The sequence below is a fragment of the Oleiagrimonas soli genome (assembly GCF_000761445.1).
Lineage (GTDB): Bacteria > Pseudomonadota > Gammaproteobacteria > Xanthomonadales > Rhodanobacteraceae > Oleiagrimonas > Oleiagrimonas soli.
On sequence record NZ_KN196470.1, the window covers coordinates 871,618 to 888,400 of the forward strand.

At 66.7% G+C, this 16,783-nt stretch carries 17 protein-coding genes and 1 riboswitch; of the genes, 13 read left to right on the forward strand and 4 right to left on the reverse strand.

The genetic code is table 11. The features are described from left to right. Window positions 1–22 precede the first annotated feature (22 nt). Both thiL and LF63_RS03785 read left to right on the forward strand, forming a co-directional pair. Window positions 23–1,003, forward strand: coding sequence for a thiamine-phosphate kinase (gene thiL / locus LF63_RS03780; protein ID WP_043099738.1), 981 nt, complete (start codon window positions 23–25; stop codon window positions 1,001–1,003). Then, complete coding sequence (locus tag LF63_RS03785) at window positions 1,000–1,500, forward strand: phosphatidylglycerophosphatase A family protein (protein ID WP_043099740.1); 501 nt, start codon at window positions 1,000–1,002, stop codon at window positions 1,498–1,500. The genes thiL and LF63_RS03785 overlap by 4 nt, the downstream gene beginning before the upstream one ends. 10 nt (window positions 1,501–1,510) lie before the next feature. Here the strand turns inward: LF63_RS03785 and LF63_RS03790 are convergent, their stop codons facing one another. Continuing rightward, window positions 1,511–2,080: a TMEM165/GDT1 family protein gene (locus LF63_RS03790; RefSeq protein WP_043099742.1), complete on the reverse strand. Its 570-nt coding sequence runs from the start codon at window positions 2,078–2,080 to the stop codon at window positions 1,511–1,513. A gap of 88 nt (window positions 2,081–2,168) precedes the next feature. Continuing rightward, window positions 2,169–2,277: riboswitch (yybP-ykoY riboswitch) on the reverse strand. Window positions 2,278–2,382: 105 nt separating this feature from the next. On the opposite strand from LF63_RS03790, the gene LF63_RS03795 reads away from it, so the two are divergent. From LF63_RS03795 to LF63_RS15725, 3 genes are all read left to right on the forward strand, one after another. Continuing rightward, window positions 2,383–3,351 (forward strand): potassium channel beta subunit family protein, encoded by a 969-nt coding sequence (locus tag LF63_RS03795; protein WP_043099744.1) that lies wholly within the window; start codon window positions 2,383–2,385, stop codon window positions 3,349–3,351. Window positions 3,352–3,465: 114 nt separating this feature from the next. Further along, a complete protein-coding gene (gene hemP, locus LF63_RS03800; protein ID WP_235205349.1) occupies window positions 3,466–3,609 on the forward strand; it encodes a hemin uptake protein HemP in 144 nt (47 codons plus the stop codon). A gap of 111 nt (window positions 3,610–3,720) precedes the next feature. After that, the gene (locus LF63_RS15725) at window positions 3,721–4,374 is read left to right on the forward strand and encodes a hypothetical protein (RefSeq protein WP_152569242.1); all 654 of its coding nucleotides are present in this window, start codon (window positions 3,721–3,723) and stop codon (window positions 4,372–4,374) included. 33 nt (window positions 4,375–4,407) lie between these two features. Here the strand turns inward: LF63_RS15725 and LF63_RS03810 are convergent, their stop codons facing one another. From LF63_RS03810 to LF63_RS03820, 3 genes are read right to left on the reverse strand one after another with little or no spacing between them, the layout of a single operon-like run. Then, window positions 4,408–5,478 (reverse strand): PDZ domain-containing protein, encoded by a 1,071-nt coding sequence (locus LF63_RS03810; RefSeq protein ID WP_043099750.1) that lies wholly within the window; start codon window positions 5,476–5,478, stop codon window positions 4,408–4,410. A 17-nt stretch (window positions 5,479–5,495) separates the two neighbouring features. Next, window positions 5,496–6,128: a hypothetical protein gene (locus LF63_RS03815; RefSeq protein WP_043099752.1), complete on the reverse strand. Its 633-nt coding sequence runs from the start codon at window positions 6,126–6,128 to the stop codon at window positions 5,496–5,498. Next, window positions 6,125–6,715, reverse strand: coding sequence for an RNA polymerase sigma factor (locus tag LF63_RS03820; RefSeq protein ID WP_052394654.1), 591 nt, complete (start codon window positions 6,713–6,715; stop codon window positions 6,125–6,127). Before LF63_RS03820 ends, LF63_RS03815 begins: the two co-directional genes overlap by 4 nt. Window positions 6,716–6,940: 225 nt before the next feature. Between LF63_RS03820 and LF63_RS03825 the strand changes: the two genes are divergently transcribed. The 8 genes from LF63_RS03825 to LF63_RS03860 all read left to right on the forward strand — a co-directional run bounded on the left by LF63_RS03825 (window position 6,941) and on the right by LF63_RS03860 (window position 16,767). After that, complete coding sequence (locus LF63_RS03825) at window positions 6,941–8,209, forward strand: efflux RND transporter periplasmic adaptor subunit (protein ID WP_043099754.1); 1,269 nt, start codon at window positions 6,941–6,943, stop codon at window positions 8,207–8,209. Window positions 8,210–8,268: 59 nt separating this feature from the next. Next, entirely contained in the window at window positions 8,269–8,982 is a 714-nt protein-coding gene (locus LF63_RS03830) for an ABC transporter ATP-binding protein (RefSeq protein ID WP_043099756.1), read from the forward strand. Between the two features lie 41 nt (window positions 8,983–9,023). Beyond that, window positions 9,024–10,337: an ABC transporter permease gene (locus LF63_RS03835; protein ID WP_043099757.1), complete on the forward strand. Its 1,314-nt coding sequence runs from the start codon at window positions 9,024–9,026 to the stop codon at window positions 10,335–10,337. A 16-nt stretch (window positions 10,338–10,353) separates the two neighbouring features. Next, window positions 10,354–11,577 (forward strand): ABC transporter permease, encoded by a 1,224-nt coding sequence (locus LF63_RS03840; RefSeq protein ID WP_043099759.1) that lies wholly within the window; start codon window positions 10,354–10,356, stop codon window positions 11,575–11,577. A gap of 112 nt (window positions 11,578–11,689) precedes the next feature. Further along, window positions 11,690–12,988 carry an ABC transporter permease gene (locus tag LF63_RS03845; RefSeq protein WP_043099761.1) on the forward strand — a complete coding sequence of 433 codons (1,299 nt, stop codon included), beginning with the start codon at window positions 11,690–11,692 and terminating at the stop codon, window positions 12,986–12,988. 1 nt (window position 12,989) lies between these two features. Further along, on the forward strand, window positions 12,990–14,216 hold the full coding sequence (locus LF63_RS03850) for an ABC transporter permease (RefSeq protein WP_043099762.1): 1,227 nt from the start codon (window positions 12,990–12,992) through the stop codon (window positions 14,214–14,216). A gap of 17 nt (window positions 14,217–14,233) precedes the next feature. Continuing rightward, window positions 14,234–15,544: an ABC transporter permease gene (locus LF63_RS03855; protein ID WP_043098757.1), complete on the forward strand. Its 1,311-nt coding sequence runs from the start codon at window positions 14,234–14,236 to the stop codon at window positions 15,542–15,544. 11 nt (window positions 15,545–15,555) lie between these two features. Further along, complete coding sequence (locus LF63_RS03860; protein WP_043099763.1) at window positions 15,556–16,767, forward strand: ABC transporter permease; 1,212 nt, start codon at window positions 15,556–15,558, stop codon at window positions 16,765–16,767. The last annotated feature ends 16 nt before the right edge of the window (window positions 16,768–16,783 follow it).

Consider the following 16,783-nt stretch of genomic DNA (forward strand, 5'->3'; position numbering starts at 1 on the left):
GCGCGTCCCCTGCGCGGGCGTCATGGAATTCGATCTGATCGAGGCCATTCGCGCGCGCAGCGCGACGCGGCGCGAGGACGTGCTGCTGGGTATCGGCGACGACGCCGCGCTGCTGCGTCCGCCGCCCGGCCATGCGTTGGCGGTGGCCGTCGACACGCTGCTCGAAGGCGTGCATTTTCCGCTCGGCACCGCGCCGGCCGACATCGGCTGGAAAGCGCTGGCGGTCAATCTTTCCGATCTCGCGGCGATGGGCGCGACGCCGGCCTGGGCGCTGCTGTCGTTGAGTCTGCCGCGCGCGGATCGCCGCTTTGTCGAGGGGTTTCTGGACGGTTTCATGGCGCTGGCCGAGCCGCATCGTCTGGCGCTGGTCGGCGGCGACACCACGCGTGGAACGCTGGCCGTCAGCGTCACCGTGCATGGTTTCGTGCATGAGGAGCAGGCGCTGCGACGCAGCGGCGCGAAGCCGGGCGATGCGATCTTCGTCACCGGCACGCTGGGCGATGCCGCGGCGGGGCTGGCCTGTCTGGATCGCCAGCGCGACGATGCCGATCGCCTGCTGACAAGCGCGGTCGACAGTCGCAAGGCGCTGATCGAGCGGCTCAATCGTCCGTCGCCGCGCGTGGCCGCGGGGCAATGGCTGCGCGAGGTCGCGAGCGCCTGCATCGACGTGTCCGACGGCCTGCTCGCCGACCTCGGTCATCTGTGCAAGGCGAGCGGCGTGGGTGCTTCGCTCGATGTCGACGCCTTGCCGCTGTCCTCGGCGTTGCTCACCCTGTTCGCCGACAACGCGCGCGACTTCGCGCTGACCGGCGGCGACGACTACGAACTGTGTTTCACCGCCGCGCCCGAACACGCCGCCCGCATCGTCGCCGACCTTGCGCGGCAGGGCTGCGGCGCGGCCCGCATCGGCCGCATCGTCGCCGAGGAAGGCGTGGCACTACACGACGCGGACGGGCGCCGCGTGACCGCATCGGCCTCCGGATGGGATCATTTCCGCACATGACCGCTCGCACTTCGCTCACATCGACGCAGCGCACGGCGTTGCTCACGCATCCGGCCGGCTGGCTGGCGCTGTTCTTCGGCGCGGGCCTCGCGCCGGTCGCGCAGGGCACCGTCGGTTCGGCGCTGGCGATCGTGCCGTGGTGGTTCATGCGCGACATCGGCGCGCCGGCCTGGGGGCTGGTGCTGATCGTCGGCTTTGCCATCGGCCTGTGGGCATGTGGCGAGAGCGGGCGGCGCATCGGCGTGTCCGATCACCGCGCCCTGGTCTGGGACGAAGTGATCGGCCAATGGATCGCGCTGCTGCCGGCGCTGGCCGCGCCGTGGTGGGCGGTGCTCGCCGGCTTCGCCCTGTTCCGCTTCTTCGACGTGCTCAAGCCGTGGCCGATCCGCTGGCTCGACGCCCGCGTGAAGGGCGGCATCGGCGTGATGCTGGATGACGTGGTGGCCGGCGCGTTCGCGGCCATCGTGCTGGCCGCTATCCTGTATTTCCTGCACTGACGCCAGCGCGTTATACCTTCGCGCCGCTCCACAGCGTCCAGATCGCCAGACCCGCGAACAGCACGGCCGATGCCAGACGCGTGGCGCGCAGCGGCAGCCGGTTGGCGAAACGCGAGCCCAGCCACACCACCGGTACGTTGGCCAGCAGCATGCCCACGGTGGTGCCGGCCACGACCTGCCACAGCGGGTGATACTGCGCCGCCAGCACCACGGTGGCGATCTGCGTCTTGTCGCCCATCTCGGCCAGGAAGAAGGCGATGATCGTCGCCACCATCACGCCGTGGCGCGGCTTGTCCTTGCCTTCGTCTTCTTCCATGCGGTCGGGGATCAGGATCCACACGGCCATCGCCAGCAGCGAGGCGACCACCACCCAGTGCAGCACCTGCGGCGTCAGCCAGCGCGCGAGCAGTTCGCCGACGAAGCCGGCCAGGGCATGATTGACGAGGGTGGCGATCAGAATGCCGATGCAGATCGGCCACGGCTTGCGGTAGCGCGCCGCGAGGATCAGCGAGAGCAATTGGGTCTTGTCGCCGACTTCGGCCAACGCGACGGTGGCGGCGGCGATGAGGAAAGTTTGCATGCAGACTCCTGGGACCGGGGACGAAGGACGCGATGATTCGCACGCCGCGCCCCGGTCGGGTCGTTGCGTGAGAACCAGCGGTCTTGCCGGAAGCGGATGGGCTCCGCATCGCGCGCGCCATGATCGGTCGATCAAGTGTGTTGACGCGCGCCCCGACGCATGTCGTCGCCGGTCGGCTACTCCCCGATGGAGCGGGCGCAAGCCTAATGCACCCGAGCGGGGCTTGCAAATGCCTACTTCACCGAAGATTCCGCCGGTCGGGCGCATACTGAGGCCCGGTTTCACTCTTCGAGGTCGATGTCATGGAATACCGTCGCCTGGGCCGTACCGGCCTGAAACTTTCCGCGCTGTCCTACGGCGCCTGGGTCACGTTCGGTCGTCAGGTCGGCCGCAAGCAGGCGGTCGAACTGCTGGCGATGGCGCGCGACCACGGCGTCAACTTCTTCGACAACGCCGAAACCTACGCCGCCGGCGACGCCGAACGCGTGATGGGCAAGGCGCTGAAGGATCTGGACTGGCCGCGCGACAGCTACTGCGTGTCGAGCAAGGTCTACTTCGGTGCGGTCGAACACCCGGCGCCGACCCAGCGCGGCCTCTCGCGCAAGCACGTGCGCGAGGCCTGCGACCAGGCGCTGAAGCGCCTCAAGGTCGATTACCTGGACCTGTACTTCTGCCACCGCCCCGACGAGGACACGCCGGTCGAGGAAACCGTGTTCGCCATGGACACCCTGATCCGCCAGGGCAAGGTGCTGTACTGGGGTACGTCGGAGTGGCCGGCCGAGCGCATCCGCCAGGCGCACGAGATCGCCCGCGCGCACCACCTGCACGCGCCGAGCATGGAGCAGCCGCAGTACAACCTTCTGCATCGCGAGCGCGTCGAGGACGAATACGCGTCGCTGTACAAGGACTTCGGCATGGGCACGACGATCTGGTCGCCGCTGGCGTCGGGTCTGCTGACCGGCAAATACCGCGATGGCGTGCCGGACGATTCGCGTCTGAATCTGCCGGGTTACGAGTGGCTGCGCGAGGCGGTGATGGAAGATCCGCAGCGTCTGCAGAAGGCCAATGCCGTGGCCGATCTCGCGCAGGAGCTGGGCATGCCGCCGGCGCAGTTCGCGCTGGCCTGGTGCCTGAAGAACCCGCACGTCTCGACCGTGATGCTCGGGGCCAGCAAGCCCGCGCAACTGAAGGAAAACCTCGAAGCGATGGCGCTGGTCGAGCGTCTGGAGGCTTCCGTGATGCAGCGCGTGGAGGCGATCTTGCGAGGTTGAGGCACGATGGGCTTGACCATCAAATGAGAATCGTTATCATTTGAGGCGAACGCTCAACGGAGAACGCCCGTGTTGTCGCACAAGCCCATTCAACCCTCGGCCACGCCACATGCGGTGCGCGCCGTGAAAACCTCAGCCGTGCAGCGGGTGGCCAGCGGCCGCCTGCTCGACGGCGCACGCGAGCTGGTCATCGAGCATCACGGCAGCGAATACCACCTGCGCGTGACGCGAAACGACAAGTTGATCCTGACCAAGTAATCCAAGACGTCGCCCGTCGACCGACGACAGGCGACGCCGATACGTTCGCCGCCAGCCAGGCACCTCCCCATGCCGCGCCAGCCTGCGATTCATCCGCACGCCGGAGCGCGCATGCCTGTCTTTGACGATCATGATTCCGCCGCCCGTGTCGGCTCCGACGCGCCATCGATGATGGAGTCGAGCCATCCGCTGTTTCCATGCACGCGGCCGAGGCAGGGACGCATCGACTACGGGGCGCCCCTGGCGGCGCTGCCGAGTCTGGGTGCGGTGCTGTGCCATGTCGTCGAGCGGCCGAAGCGGGCGCCGACATCGTCACCGTGCCGGCTGTGGCCGACGCACCCCTGGCTGGCGGCGCTGCCGGGCACGCGGCGGGTGCAGGGTCGCGTGCATCTGGATAGCGACGGTCCCTGCGAATGGCTCGAATGTTCGGATGTCGACGGTGTTGCCTGGATGCGCATCGTGCTGCTGCCCGACAGCGACTACTGCGCATGGGATCGCCTGCAGCGGCATCTATCCGAGACGGTCGCGCATGCCGAGCTGCGCGGATGCGCGCAGCGCGCGGCGTGGCTTCGGGGACTGCGCGGCGGTTCGCATGGACGGGTCGCGATCGTGCAGTTCCACCTGCACGTGTGGGCCGATCAGCTCTGGCTGGGCATGGACGATGCGCCGGTGTCCCGGCTCGGACGCGAGCGCGCGCTCGAACGCGCGCGGCAATGGCATCTGGGTGTCCCGCGTTCCTGCCGAAGCGAGCCCGACATGCGATGAGACCGCCCGAAGGCGGCCTCATCGCGGGGACGATCAGTCATCCGACGGCACGGGCGGTGCCGGAGGCACCGGCGGCGGGGACGGCATGGTGCTCGGCGGCGGTGCTGGCGGAACCGGCGGCGCCTTCGGCGGCACCGGCGGTGCGGGCGGCAGCGGCGGCAGAATGGCGTCGATCGACGGCGCCTTCATGCTCACGTCGACCATGCGGTTGTGACGACGCACCGCGAGCTTCAGCAAGCTGTCGCCCTTGTGCTCGTGCACGGCGCGCATCACGTCCTCGGGATCGTCGATGTCGCGACCGTCGACGCGAGTGATGACGTCGCCGGCCTTCAGTCCGGGGTAGCGGTCGGCGTCGGTCGACAGCACCAGCGCACCCTTCTCGGTGCCGAAGTAGCGGCCGAGGTCCTTGTTCATCGAGGTCAGGTTCAGGCCCCAGAACGGCGTGCCGAAGAACATCATGCGGTGCGTGCGCAGCTTGCCGATCTTGTCGCGGGCGTTGACGATGATGCGCTCGACGTCGACGTTGCCCGGTCCCTTGTCGTGCCAGCGCATGTCGTTCATGGCCAGCGCGCGCTGCCAGTCCGGACCGTCGTGACGCTGCGCGGTGACATGCACGGTGCGGGTGCGGCCGTCGCGATCCAGCTTCAGCGTGACCTTCTGGCCGATCTTCAGGTCCTGCAGCATGGCGGTGTGCGAGGCGTCGACCACTGCGCCGTTCGAGGTGGCCGTCGGTTTGCCGTCGACGGCGACGATCAGGTCGCCGGCCTTCACGCCGGCTTTCTCGGCCGACGAACCCGGCGTGACCGCCGCGATCTTCAGGCCCTTGGCCGTGGGCATCATCACCAGACCCAGCATGCCGCGGTCGGGATCGGCCATGAAGCGGTAGGCGAAGACCTTGGGATCGTCGTCGGCGTGCATGCGCACGGCCAGCTTGCCCATGCGCTCGCCGAGTTCGTTCATCTGCGACTGCAGCTGGCGGAATTCGGCCTGCAGCTGGGCCTGGTCGCTGGCGTCGGCGACGGGTGCCTTGGCCGGCGGCGGCGCGGCCTGGACCGCGAACGCGGCCAGCGCCAGCGTGGCGGAGCAGAGGATGCGTCGGTACATGAGGTGTCTCCTCGGGTTCACAGTTGAAGGGCGGCGCCGCGGCTTTCGGCCATGGCGTGTTGATCGGAAACCGGCGACTGGCTGACGCGCAGCATTGCCAGGTCCTGCAGCAGGTTCACGCGCTGCTGCCACAGCGTCTTGCGCGCGGCGGCGTCGCTGGGTGCGGACAGCTGCAGGTCGACCAGACCGATGCGGTCCTGCAGATCGACGGCGCGTGCCAGCGCGGGACCTTGCAGCGGCGCTCCGCCGGCGCGCAGTTCCGACAGCCACTGCTCCATGCGCATGGAGCGACTCTGCAGCGCAGCCAGCGTCGCCGGCGCGGTTTGGGTGGTGGACGTCGCGTGACGGATCGCGGGCGTGGATGTCTGTACGGTATGTAGCGTCGTCGGCTGCGTGGCGGTTTGCGTGCCAGGCGGGGTGGCATCTTGGTCAAGCAGTGTCGGCAGCCCCAGCGCCAACAGCAGGCTGGCGGCCGCGGCGAGCGGAAGCATGCGGCGCAGGCGCTGACGCGTGCGGCGACGCGCAACGGCGCGCGCCTGGATCGTGGCCCAGGTGCCTGCCTGCGGCGAATGCTCGGGCAGACGCGACAGCGCCTGGCGCAGGCCGTCCGGATCGTGATGGGCGTCGGGATGGGGAGGGAACATGTTCATGATGCATTGCCTGCGGCGTGGATCAGGCAGGGCGCGAAGCCCGGTTCGAGGTGCAGCAGTTCGCGCAGGCGTTGCGTGCCGCGCGCGACCTGCGACTTGGAAAAACTCACGGTGCGTCCGAATTGCTCGGCGATCTCGACGTGCGTGTAGCCTTCGACGTGGTACAGCCACAGCACCGCGCGCGCGGTATCCGGCAGCTCGGCCAGGGCGCGTTCGAGATTCTGTGCGTCGGCGTGCTGCCACGGACCGGGCGCGTGATCGGCGAACGCGTCCTCGTCGAACGGCGCATCGTCGAAGCGTCCACGCTTGCGCAGCAGCATCAGCGCCTCGTTGACGACCAGCCGGCGCAGCCAGCCCCAGAACGGCGCGTCGCCGCGGAACTGCTGCACGCGCTCGAAGGCCTTGAGCATGGCGTCCTGCAGCACTTCCTGCGCGCTCTCGCGCTGACCGGTCAGGCGCAGCGCCAGCGTGAAGGCGGGGCGCTCGAAGCGGCGATAAATCTGCTCGAAGGCATCCAGATCGCCGGCGCGGAAGCGGGCGACGAGGCTGTCGGGCAGGTCTTGCCGGAATGTCGAATTCGGGTTCACGTCTACATGATGCGCCAGATGCGAAAAGGGTCGCAGCGGTCATGCGTCATGGCCGGCGGTGCTCGCCCGCGGTGTCCGGGAAGTGTCCGCGGACACATGTTTCGCATGGGTCGGTTTGATTGCTTTTCGTTCATAAACAGCCATTTATGTGTTTGTCCGGGGATTGGCACGGGGCTTGCTGAGTATTACGGCAAACGCGCTCTATACGCGCCGGGGATTAACTACATGATTCGAGATACATCCGCGCAGGATCGTCTGGTCGAGGTCCACCCCAAACGCCGCCGAATGGTTCTGGCTGCCATCGCAATCGCCGCCGTGGTGGTGATCGCGCTGCTGGTGCCGGGCATCAAGCACATGCTTTCGGCGTCGAGTTCGGTGAGCGCTTCGCGGCTGTCCTTCGCCACGGTCAAGCGCGGCCCGTTCGTCAATGACATCGCGGCCGATGGCCGCGTCGTCGCCGCGGTGCGTCCGACGCTGTACGCCAATTCGCCCGGCATGGTGGCGCTGAAAGTGCACGCCGGCGACACGGTGAAGCAGGGGCAGGTGCTGGCGGTGATCGACAGCCCCGAACTGAAGAACAAGCTGGCGCAGGAAGAGTCCAACCTCGACGCCATGGAAGTGGACTACCAGCGCGCCAAGATCGACGCGCGCAAGCAGCGCGGTCAGCTGGAACAGGCGGTCGAGACGGCGAAGATCGACGTACAGAGCGCCAACCGCGACTACGGCCGTTACGCGCAGGCATTCAAGAATGGTGCCTTCACGCAATCGGACGTCGACCATGCGAAGGATGCGCTGGAGAAGGCGCAGATCAAGCTCAAGCATGCGCAGAGCGATCTCGACCTCAACCGCGACAGCCTCGGTTTCGACGTCAAGGCGAAGAAGCTCGCGCATGAGCGTCAGGCGCTGCTGGTGCAGGACCTGGAACGTCAGGTCGACGAACTCAACGTGCGTTCGCCGGTGAACGGCCAGATCGGTCAGCTGTTCGTGGCGCCGCGCGCCACCGTGGCCAAGGATGCCCAGTTGCTCAGCGTCATCGACCTGTCCGCGCTCGAGGTCGAGGTCAAGGTGCCGGAGAGCTTCGCCCGCGATCTCGGCGTCGGCATGCCGGCGCGCATCAGCGGCAACGGCAGTTCCTGGAACGGTCAGGTCAGCGCGATCTCGCCCGAGGTCGTCAACGGCGAGGTGGCCGCGCGCGTGCGCTTCGAGGGCGCCAAGCCCGAGCATCTGCGCCAGAACCAGCGGCTGTCGGTGCGCATCGTGCTGGACAAGCGCGACAACGTGCTGACCGTGGCGCGCGGTTCCTTCGTCGACGAATCCGGCGGCCGCTACGCCTACGTCGTGCATGACGGCATCGCGGTGAAGACGCCGATCCGCGTCGGCGCCAGTTCGATCGACAAGGTCGAAATCCTGCAAGGCCTGAAGGTCGGCGACAAGGTCGTGATCTCGGGCACCGACAACTTCAACAACGCCGCGCGCGTGGCGATCAGCGACTGATTCCGGCGTCCCGCGCGCGCGGGGACGTGACACCACTACCACCGAAGGATGCATCCACCATGCTGAAGATGACCCACCTGTCCAAGGTCTATCGCACCGAAGTCGTGGAGACCTACGCGCTTCGCGATTTCAACATCGACGTGAAGGAAGGCGAGTTCGTCGCCGTCACCGGTCCGTCCGGTTCCGGCAAGACCACCTTCCTGACCATCGCCGGTCTGCTGGAGACCTTCACGGGCGGCGAATACCTGCTCGACGGCGTCGACGTCAGCGGCCTCAACGACAACGCCCGCTCGAAGATCCGCAACGAGAAGATCGGCTTCATCTTCCAGGCCTTCAACCTGATTCCCGATCTCAACGTGTTCGACAACGTGGAAGTGCCGCTGCGCTACCGCGGCATGAAGGCGGCCGAGCGCAAGCAGCGCATCATGGACGCGCTGGAGCGCGTGGGCCTCGCTTCGCGACTGAAGCACTATCCGGCCGAGCTGTCCGGCGGCCAGCAGCAGCGTGTCGCCATCGCCCGAGCCCTGGCCGGCAGTCCGCGTCTGCTGCTCGCCGACGAACCGACCGGCAACCTGGACACGCAGATGGCACGCGGCGTGATGGAGCTGCTCGAAGACATCCATCGCGAAGGCGCCACCATCGTCATGGTCACCCACGATCCGGAGCTGGCGGCGCGCGCGCAGCGCAACGTGCACATCATCGACGGCCAGGAAGTGGATATCGCCGAGGATCCGCGCTTCCACGCCGAACACGCCGCGTCTTCGCACGTCTGACCCGGACCCGGTTGCCGTCCTCTCCCCACTGGACTCATGCGATGCTTGCCTACTACCTGAGACTGGGACTGCGCAGTCTGCGCCGCAACCCGATGCTGACCTCGCTGATGGTGCTGGCGATCGGCTTCGGCGTGGCGGCGTCAATGACCACGTACGCGGTGTTCCGCGCGGTGTCGGGCAATCCCATTCCGGACAAGTCCGCGCAGTTGTACAAGCCGCTGATCGACAACTGGGGACACGCGAACGGGCGCACCAGTGACGATCCTCCGAATGCCATGGACTACACCGATGCCGCGGCCCTGATGAAGGACGGCAAGGGCGTGATGCAGACGGTGTCGTACCCGCTGGGTCTTTCGGTGATCCCTGCCGATCCGAAAGCCAAGCCGTTCCGCGTGTACGGATACGCGACCTATGCCGACTTCTTCCCGATGTTCGGGGTGCCGTTCAAGTATGGCGGGGCCTGGCCGGCCGACGACGATGCCCGGCACGCGCCGGTCGCGGTGATCGGAGAGAAGATCAATCAGCGTCTGTTCGGCGGCGCCAACAGCGTGGGTCGAAGCATCGACATCGAGGGCAACCGCTACCGGATCGCGGGCGTCACGCGCGCATGGAACCCGCAGCCGCGCTTCTACGACGTGAACAACACGGGCGGCTTCGCGGCCGATCCGCCCGAAGTGTGGATTCCCTTCACGCGTGCGGTGGATCTGCAGATTCCCACGTGGGGCAACAACAACTGCAACGGCCGCGTCGCGCCGGGCTGGGATGGCTGGCTGCACTCGGAATGCATCTGGCTGTCGTACTGGGTCGAGCTTCCCGATGCGGCTGCGGCGGCGCGCTACAAAAACTACCTGCATGCCTACGCCGCGCAGCAGCAGCAGGCCGGGCGGTTCGACTGGGCTCCCAACGTGCGCCTGTACAACGTGACGCAGTGGCTCGCGGACCAGCACGTGGTGCCGCAGGAGTCGCAGGTGTCGCTGCTGGTCGCCATGGGCTTCCTGGTGGTGTGCCTGGTCAACACCATCGGATTGCTGCTGGCCAAGTTCATGCGTCGGGCGCCGGAAATCGGCGTGCGTCGGGCGTTGGGTGCTTCGCGCGGCGAAGTCTATCGCCAGTTTCTGGCCGAGGCGGCCATGGTCGGTGTCGCCGGCGGCGTGCTCGGTCTGTTGCTGACGGCGGGCGGCGTGCTCGGAATCGGCATGGTGTTCGATCCGGACATCGCCAGACTGGCGCGGGTGGACGTGTCCCTGATTGCGCTGACGCTGCTGGTGGCGGTGGTCGCCACGGTGCTGGCCGCGTTCTATCCCACTTGGCGCGCCGCGCGGGTGCAGCCCGCCTGGCAGCTGAAATCCAACTGATCGGGGAGACGCGACCATGCAGATCAAACCCATTCTCTCCGCGCTACGTCATCACAAGGCCGGCACGATCCTGATCGCGGTGCAGATCGCGCTCACGCTGGCCATCGTCTGCAATGCGCTGTTCATCATCCAGCAGCGCATCACCATGCTGACCCGCAGCACGGGTATCGACGAAGCCCATCTGATCCGCCTGCAGAACCAGTGGGTCGGCGTCGACGACAAGCATGTCGGTTCGCTGATGCAGACGGACCTGGATACCCTGCGTCGTCTGCCGGGCGTGGCCGACGCCTACGCGACCAATTCGACACCGTTGAGCAACGGCGGCTGGTCCACGGGGATAGGCCTGAAGCCGGGCGGCAAGGGCGAGCGTGTCCAGACGGCGATCTATTTCGCGGATGACCACACCCTCGACACGCTGGGTCTGAAACTGGTCGCGGGTCGCAATTTCCGTTCCAGCGAAGTCGTCGACCAGATGCAGCACGATGGATTGGATCCACCGCAGGTGATCGTCACCCGCGCGGTGGCGGACAAGTTTTTCCCCGATGGAGATGCGGTCGGCAAACGCGTCTATCTGGGTAACAAGCCCAGCATCATCGTCGGCGTCGTGGCTCGTCTGCAGGTGCCCTGGGTCGGCGGCTGGGCCGCGAACTGGGAGGGGCGTTCCACCCTGGTGCCGAGGCGGCTGATGGCGAGCGGCACCAATTTCGTCATCCGTGCGAAGGACGGTCAGATCGACAAGGTACTGCACTCGGCGCCGGCCGCCCTGCTGGCGTCCGACCGCATGCGCGTGATTCCCGATGACGATGGCGTCGTGACCTTCGCGCAGATGCGTCAGGAGGCCTACCAGAGCGACCGCGGCATGGCGATCCTGATGGGCGTGATCTGCGTCGTGCTGCTGGGCATCACCGCGGCCGGCATCGTCGGTCTGACCAGTTTCTGGGTCGGTCAGCGGCGCAAGCAGATCGGCGTGCGCCGCGCGCTGGGCGCGACCCGGCGCGACATCCTCAGCTACTTCCTCACCGAGAACCTGCTGATCGGCGCCACCGGCGTGGTGCTGGGCATGCTGCTGGCGGTGGGCATGAACCAGTGGCTGATGAACACCTTCGAGATGCAGCGGTTGTCGTGGCCCTGGATCGTCAGCGGCGTGATCGTGCTGCTGGCGCTGGGACAGGCGGCCGTGCTGGCCCCGGCCATACGCGCTTCGCGCGTGCCGCCGGTGGTGGCCACGCGCACGGTCTGAGCATGGATACGAGGCCAGCCATCGCGCGTATGCCCGGACCGGACTCGGCGATGCGCATCCACTTGACCAAGCGTGCGCGCGTGCTGCGCGGATACGCCGGCGGAGAACGATGATGTTTGCCTACTACCTGGATCTGGCGCTGCGCAGCCTGAAGCGCAACAAGGTACTCACCGCGCTGATGGTGCTGGCGATCGCGCTCGGCATCGGCGCGTCGATGACCACTCTGACGGTCCTGCACGTGCTGTCCGGCGATCCGATGCCGAACAAGAGCGCCAAGCTGTACTACCCGCAGCTCGATCCCCGCGACCTGGACGGTATGCGTCCGGACGAGGAGCCGCCTAAGCAGGTGAGCTGGATCGACGGCATGAACCTGCTGCACGCCGCGCGCGCCGACCGTCAGGTGTTGATGACCGGCGGTGCGGGCGCCATCCAGCCGTCCAACGCGTCCATCGAACCGTTCTTCGAGGACGCGCGCTTTACCACCCGCGGGTTCTTTCCGATATTCGACGTACCGTTCCTGTACGGCCATCCGTGGAGTCCGCAGGACGACGACGCCAGCGCGCGCGTGGTCGTGCTGTCGCGCAAGCTCAACGAAAAGCTGTACGGCGGCGCCGACAGCACCGGCAAGGTCATGCACATCGGCGGCAAGGATTTCCGCATCGTCGGCGTGATCGACACCTGGCGTCCCACGCCGCATTTCTACGACCTGATGACCGGCAACTACTCGGACAGCGAGGGCCTGTACATGCCGCTGACGACGGCGGTCGACCTGAAATTTCCGACCAACGGTTCGCGCGACTGCTGGAGCAATTCCGCCAACACCGACATGAAGACCGCCAACTGCACCTGGCTGCAGTTCTGGGTCGAGCTGGACACGCCGGCCAAGGCCGCGGCGTACAAGCAGTACCTGGTCAATTATTCCCAGCAGCAGAAGTCGCTGGGACGTTTCCAGCGCGAGCCCAACGTGCATCTGCGCGATCTGATGCAGTGGCTGGACTACAACAAGGTGGTGCCTTCGGACGTGCATCTGCAGATGTGGCTGGCACTGGGCTTCCTGGTGGTGTGCCTCGTCAACACCATCGGTCTGATGCTGGCCAAGTTCCTGCGTCGCGCCAGCGAGCTCGGCGTGCGGCGCGCGCTCGGTGCGTCGCGTCGCACGGTGTTCGCGCAGTTGCTGGTGGAGGCCGGCGCGGTCGGTCTGGTCGGCGGTATCGGCGGTCTGCTGCTGGCGCTGCTCGGCCTGTGGCTGGTGCGCCTGCAGCCGTCCAGCTACGCGCAGCTCGCGCATCTCGATCTGGAAATGCTGGCCGGCACCTTCCTGTTGGCCGTCGGCGCGACGCTGCTGGCCGGTCTGCTGCCGGCCTGGCGCGCCTGCCTGGTCACTCCCGCCCTGCAACTGAAGAGCAACTGACATGGAACTCGGACCGATTCTCTCGACCCTGCGTCGGCACAAGATCACCGCTTTCCTGCTGGTGGCGGAGATCGCGCTGACCTGCGCCATCGTCTGCAACGCGGTGTTCCTGATCAGCCAGCGGCTGGAACGCATGGACATGCCCAGCGGCGTGGCGGAAAACCAACTGGTCATGGTGCAGGTGGCCAACATCGCACCGACCGAGGACGCCAAGGCACGCACCGCCGAGGACCTGGCCGCGCTGCGCCGCATTCCCGGCGTGAAGGACGCGGCGCTGGTCAGCCAGGTGCCGTTTACCAACAGTTCCTCGAATACCAGCATCAAGCTGTCGCTGAATCAGAAGCTGCCAACGCTCAACGCGACGCAGTACATGGGCGAGAACATGATCCAGACGTTCGGTTCGCAGCTGGTGGCGGGTCGGGACTTCCGTCCTGACGAATACATGGACTACGACGCCGTGCTGAAGGATCTCGATCTGGTGCGCAAGCAGACCAGCTCGGTGATCATCACCAAGGCGCTGGCCGAGCGGCTGTGGCCGGGCGAGAGCGCGTTGGGCAAGAAGCTCTATTTCGCCGACGTCGGGGTGCGCGTGGTCGGTGTGGTCAAGGATCTGGTGCGACCCTCGCTGTTCCTCGGCGACGACGCGGCGCAGTGGTCGATGATGTTCCCCCTGCGCATGAACGGCAACAATGCCAACCGCTTCGTGCTGCGTGTCGATCCGACGCAGCGTCACCAGGTGCTGGAGGCGGCGGCGAAGAAGCTGCGCGAGCTCGATCCGCACCGGATCATTCTGGGGAAGAAGACCTTCGACGAAATCCGCTCGGACTTCTTCCGCAACGATCGCGCGATGGCCGGCACGCTGGTCGGCGTGATCATCGCGCTGCTGACGGTCACGGCGTTGGGCATCGTCGGCCTGGCCAGCTTCTGGGTGGCGCAGCGCCGCCGCACCATCGGCGTGCGGCGTGCGCTCGGCGCGACGCAGAGCAACATCCTGCGCTACTTCCAGACCGAGAACTTCCTGCTGGCGACCATCGGCATCGCGCTCGGCATGGCGCTGGCCTGGGGCATCAATCTGTTCCTGATGCAGCACTACGAGTTGCCGCGGCTGCCGTGGATCTACCTGCCGGTCGGCGCGGTCGCGCTGTGGCTGATCGGCCAGTTGGCCGTGCTCGGTCCGGCGCTGCGCGCCTCGCGCGTGCCGCCGGTGGTGGCGACGCGCTCGGTGTAACGCCAAGGATTCGGACGATGTTTTTCTACTATCTCCAATTGGCTGTCCGCAGCTTCAGGCGCAATCGGGCGCTCACTGCGCTGATGGTGTTGACGTTGGGGCTGGGGATCGGTGCTTCGATCACGATGCTGACCGTGCTGAAGTTGCTCTCGGGCGACCCGCTTCCCACCCGCAGCGCACGTCTGTTTACGCCCGTCGTCAATCCGTGGCCGGCCGAAAATGCGACGCCCGCCGACGGCATGCCGCGGTGGTGGGGCAATCTGATGTCCTACACGGATGCGATGAGTCTGCTGCATGCGCACAAGGCCCGTCGGCAGGCGGTGACGGCATCGACCAAGGCCAAGATCGATCCGACGCAGCCGGGAGCGCATTCCTTCTATGGCCAGGGCGTCATGACCACGCCGGAGTTTTTCGCCATGTTCGGCGCGCCGTTCGCGTACGGCGGTGGCTGGAGTACACAGGATGCGGAGAATCAGGCTCGCGTCGTGGTCATATCCAGCGCCCTCAACGACCGGCTGTTCGGCGGCGGCAACAGCGTCGGCAAGATGCTGCGCGTCAACGATCACGACTATCGCATCCTCGGCGTGCTGAAGCCGTGGGCGCCGCAGCCGCGCTTCTACGCACTGACTTTCGGCGAGGACGCCTATGGCGATGGCGACGCCGTGTATCTGCCCTTGCAGTCGGCACGCGCCGATGGCATGAAACCGGCCGGCTACAGTTGCTGGGCACCGGGCAACGTGGCGCATCTGGAAACCGCGCCGTGCGCCTGGGTCAACCTGTGGGTGGAATTCGCGCAGGTATCCGGCGCACGTGCCTACAAGCGGTTCCTTTCGCATTATGTGCAGCAGCAGATCGCCCTGGGGCGGCTGCATCATCCCGAGGTCTGGCTGTTCAGCCTGACGGGATTTCTCGATCGTCAGAAGGTGGTGCCCGACGACTTGCGGCTGCAGACCAATCTGGCTTTCGGGTTCCTGCTGATCTGCATCGTCAATACCGTGGGACTGCTGCTGGCCAAGTGCCTGTGGCGTTCGCGCGAGATCGGCGTGCGTCGCGCCATGGGCGCCATTCGCCGCACGATCTTCGCGCAGTACATGGTGGAATCGGCCATCGTCGGTATCGCCGGCGGCGTGCTGGGCCTTGCATTCGCCGAGTTCGGGCTGCTGGTGATTCGGCACCAGCCCGCGCCCTATGCGCACCTTGCCTACCTCGATTTGCCCATGTTCGCCGCGACCTTCGCGGTGGCCCTGGTTGCCAGCCTCATCGCGGGGTTGCTGCCCGCATGGCGTGCCTGCGCCGTGGTTCCTGCGCCGCAACTGAAATCGGTATGAGAGGCGCCTTCATGGATATCGCTCCGATCTTCGCCAGCCTGCGCAAGCACAAGATTCCCGTTGCGCTGATCGTGCTGGAAATCGCCCTGGCGTGCGCCGTGTTCTGCAACGCCGTGTTCATCATCGGCCATCGCGCCGCCGAGCTCGGCATGCGCAACGCCGTGGATGAAAGCCATCTGACGGTCATCGGCGTCGACGGCAGCGATCCGCGGATGGCCAGCACCGACATCCCGCGCAATCTCGCCGCCTTGCGCAGCATTCCGGGCGTCACTGGCGCCGCGGGCGTGACCGCCATCCCTTTCGGGAACGGCTCGGGCGTCGACAACGTGTCGGCCAGTGCGGAAAGCAAGGCGACTCCCGGCGCGGCACGCTACATGATCGGCCGGGATGCTCCGCAGGTGCTTGGTCTGAGGCTCGTCGAAGGTCGCTTCTTCCATGACGATGAATATGCCGGCAGCCTGCTTCGCGGCGGCATGATGCCGAGCGGGCATGTCGTGATCGTCACTCGGGCGCTGGCACAGCGCCTATGGCCCGGTCGACCGGCATTGGGACGACAGCTGTGGGTCGGTGGCGAGCATGACTTTATCGTCATCGGCGTTGTCGCTGATGTCGCTCGTCCCGGCAGCGCCACGATCGGGCAGAGCTATGCGTATTACGCCACCTTCTTCCCGCTCGGGGCGGATCCGGCGATGACGCAGTATGTGGTGCGCAGCGCGCCGCAAGATCGTCAGCGCGTGTTGCGCGCGGCCGAGGCAAAACTGTACGCGCTGGCGCCCCATACGGTGATCCGGGGCCAGACCTTCACGCAGCTGCGCGACAAGGCGTTCACCGCCACGAGATCGATGGTGTGGGTGCTGGTGCTGGTGTGCCTGGTGATGCTGGCCGTTACGGCGTTCGGCATCGTGGGGTTGAGCAGTTTCTGGGTCAGGCAGCGACGTCGGCAGATCGGTATCCGTCGGGCCATCGGCGCGACCCGGGCCAACATCCTGCGCTATTTCCACACCGAGAATTTCCTGATCGCCACGCTCGGGATCGCGCTGGGCATGGCGTTGTCCTGGGCGTTGAACATGTACCTCATGCAGCACTACGAACTGCCGCGGCTGCCGTGGATCTACCTGCCGGTCGGCGCGGTCGCGCTGTGGCTGATCGGCCAGTTGGCCGTGCTCGGTCCGGCGCTGCGCGCCTCGCGCGTGCCGCCGGTGGTGGCGACGCGCTCGGTGTGAACGACTTCAGGGGAAA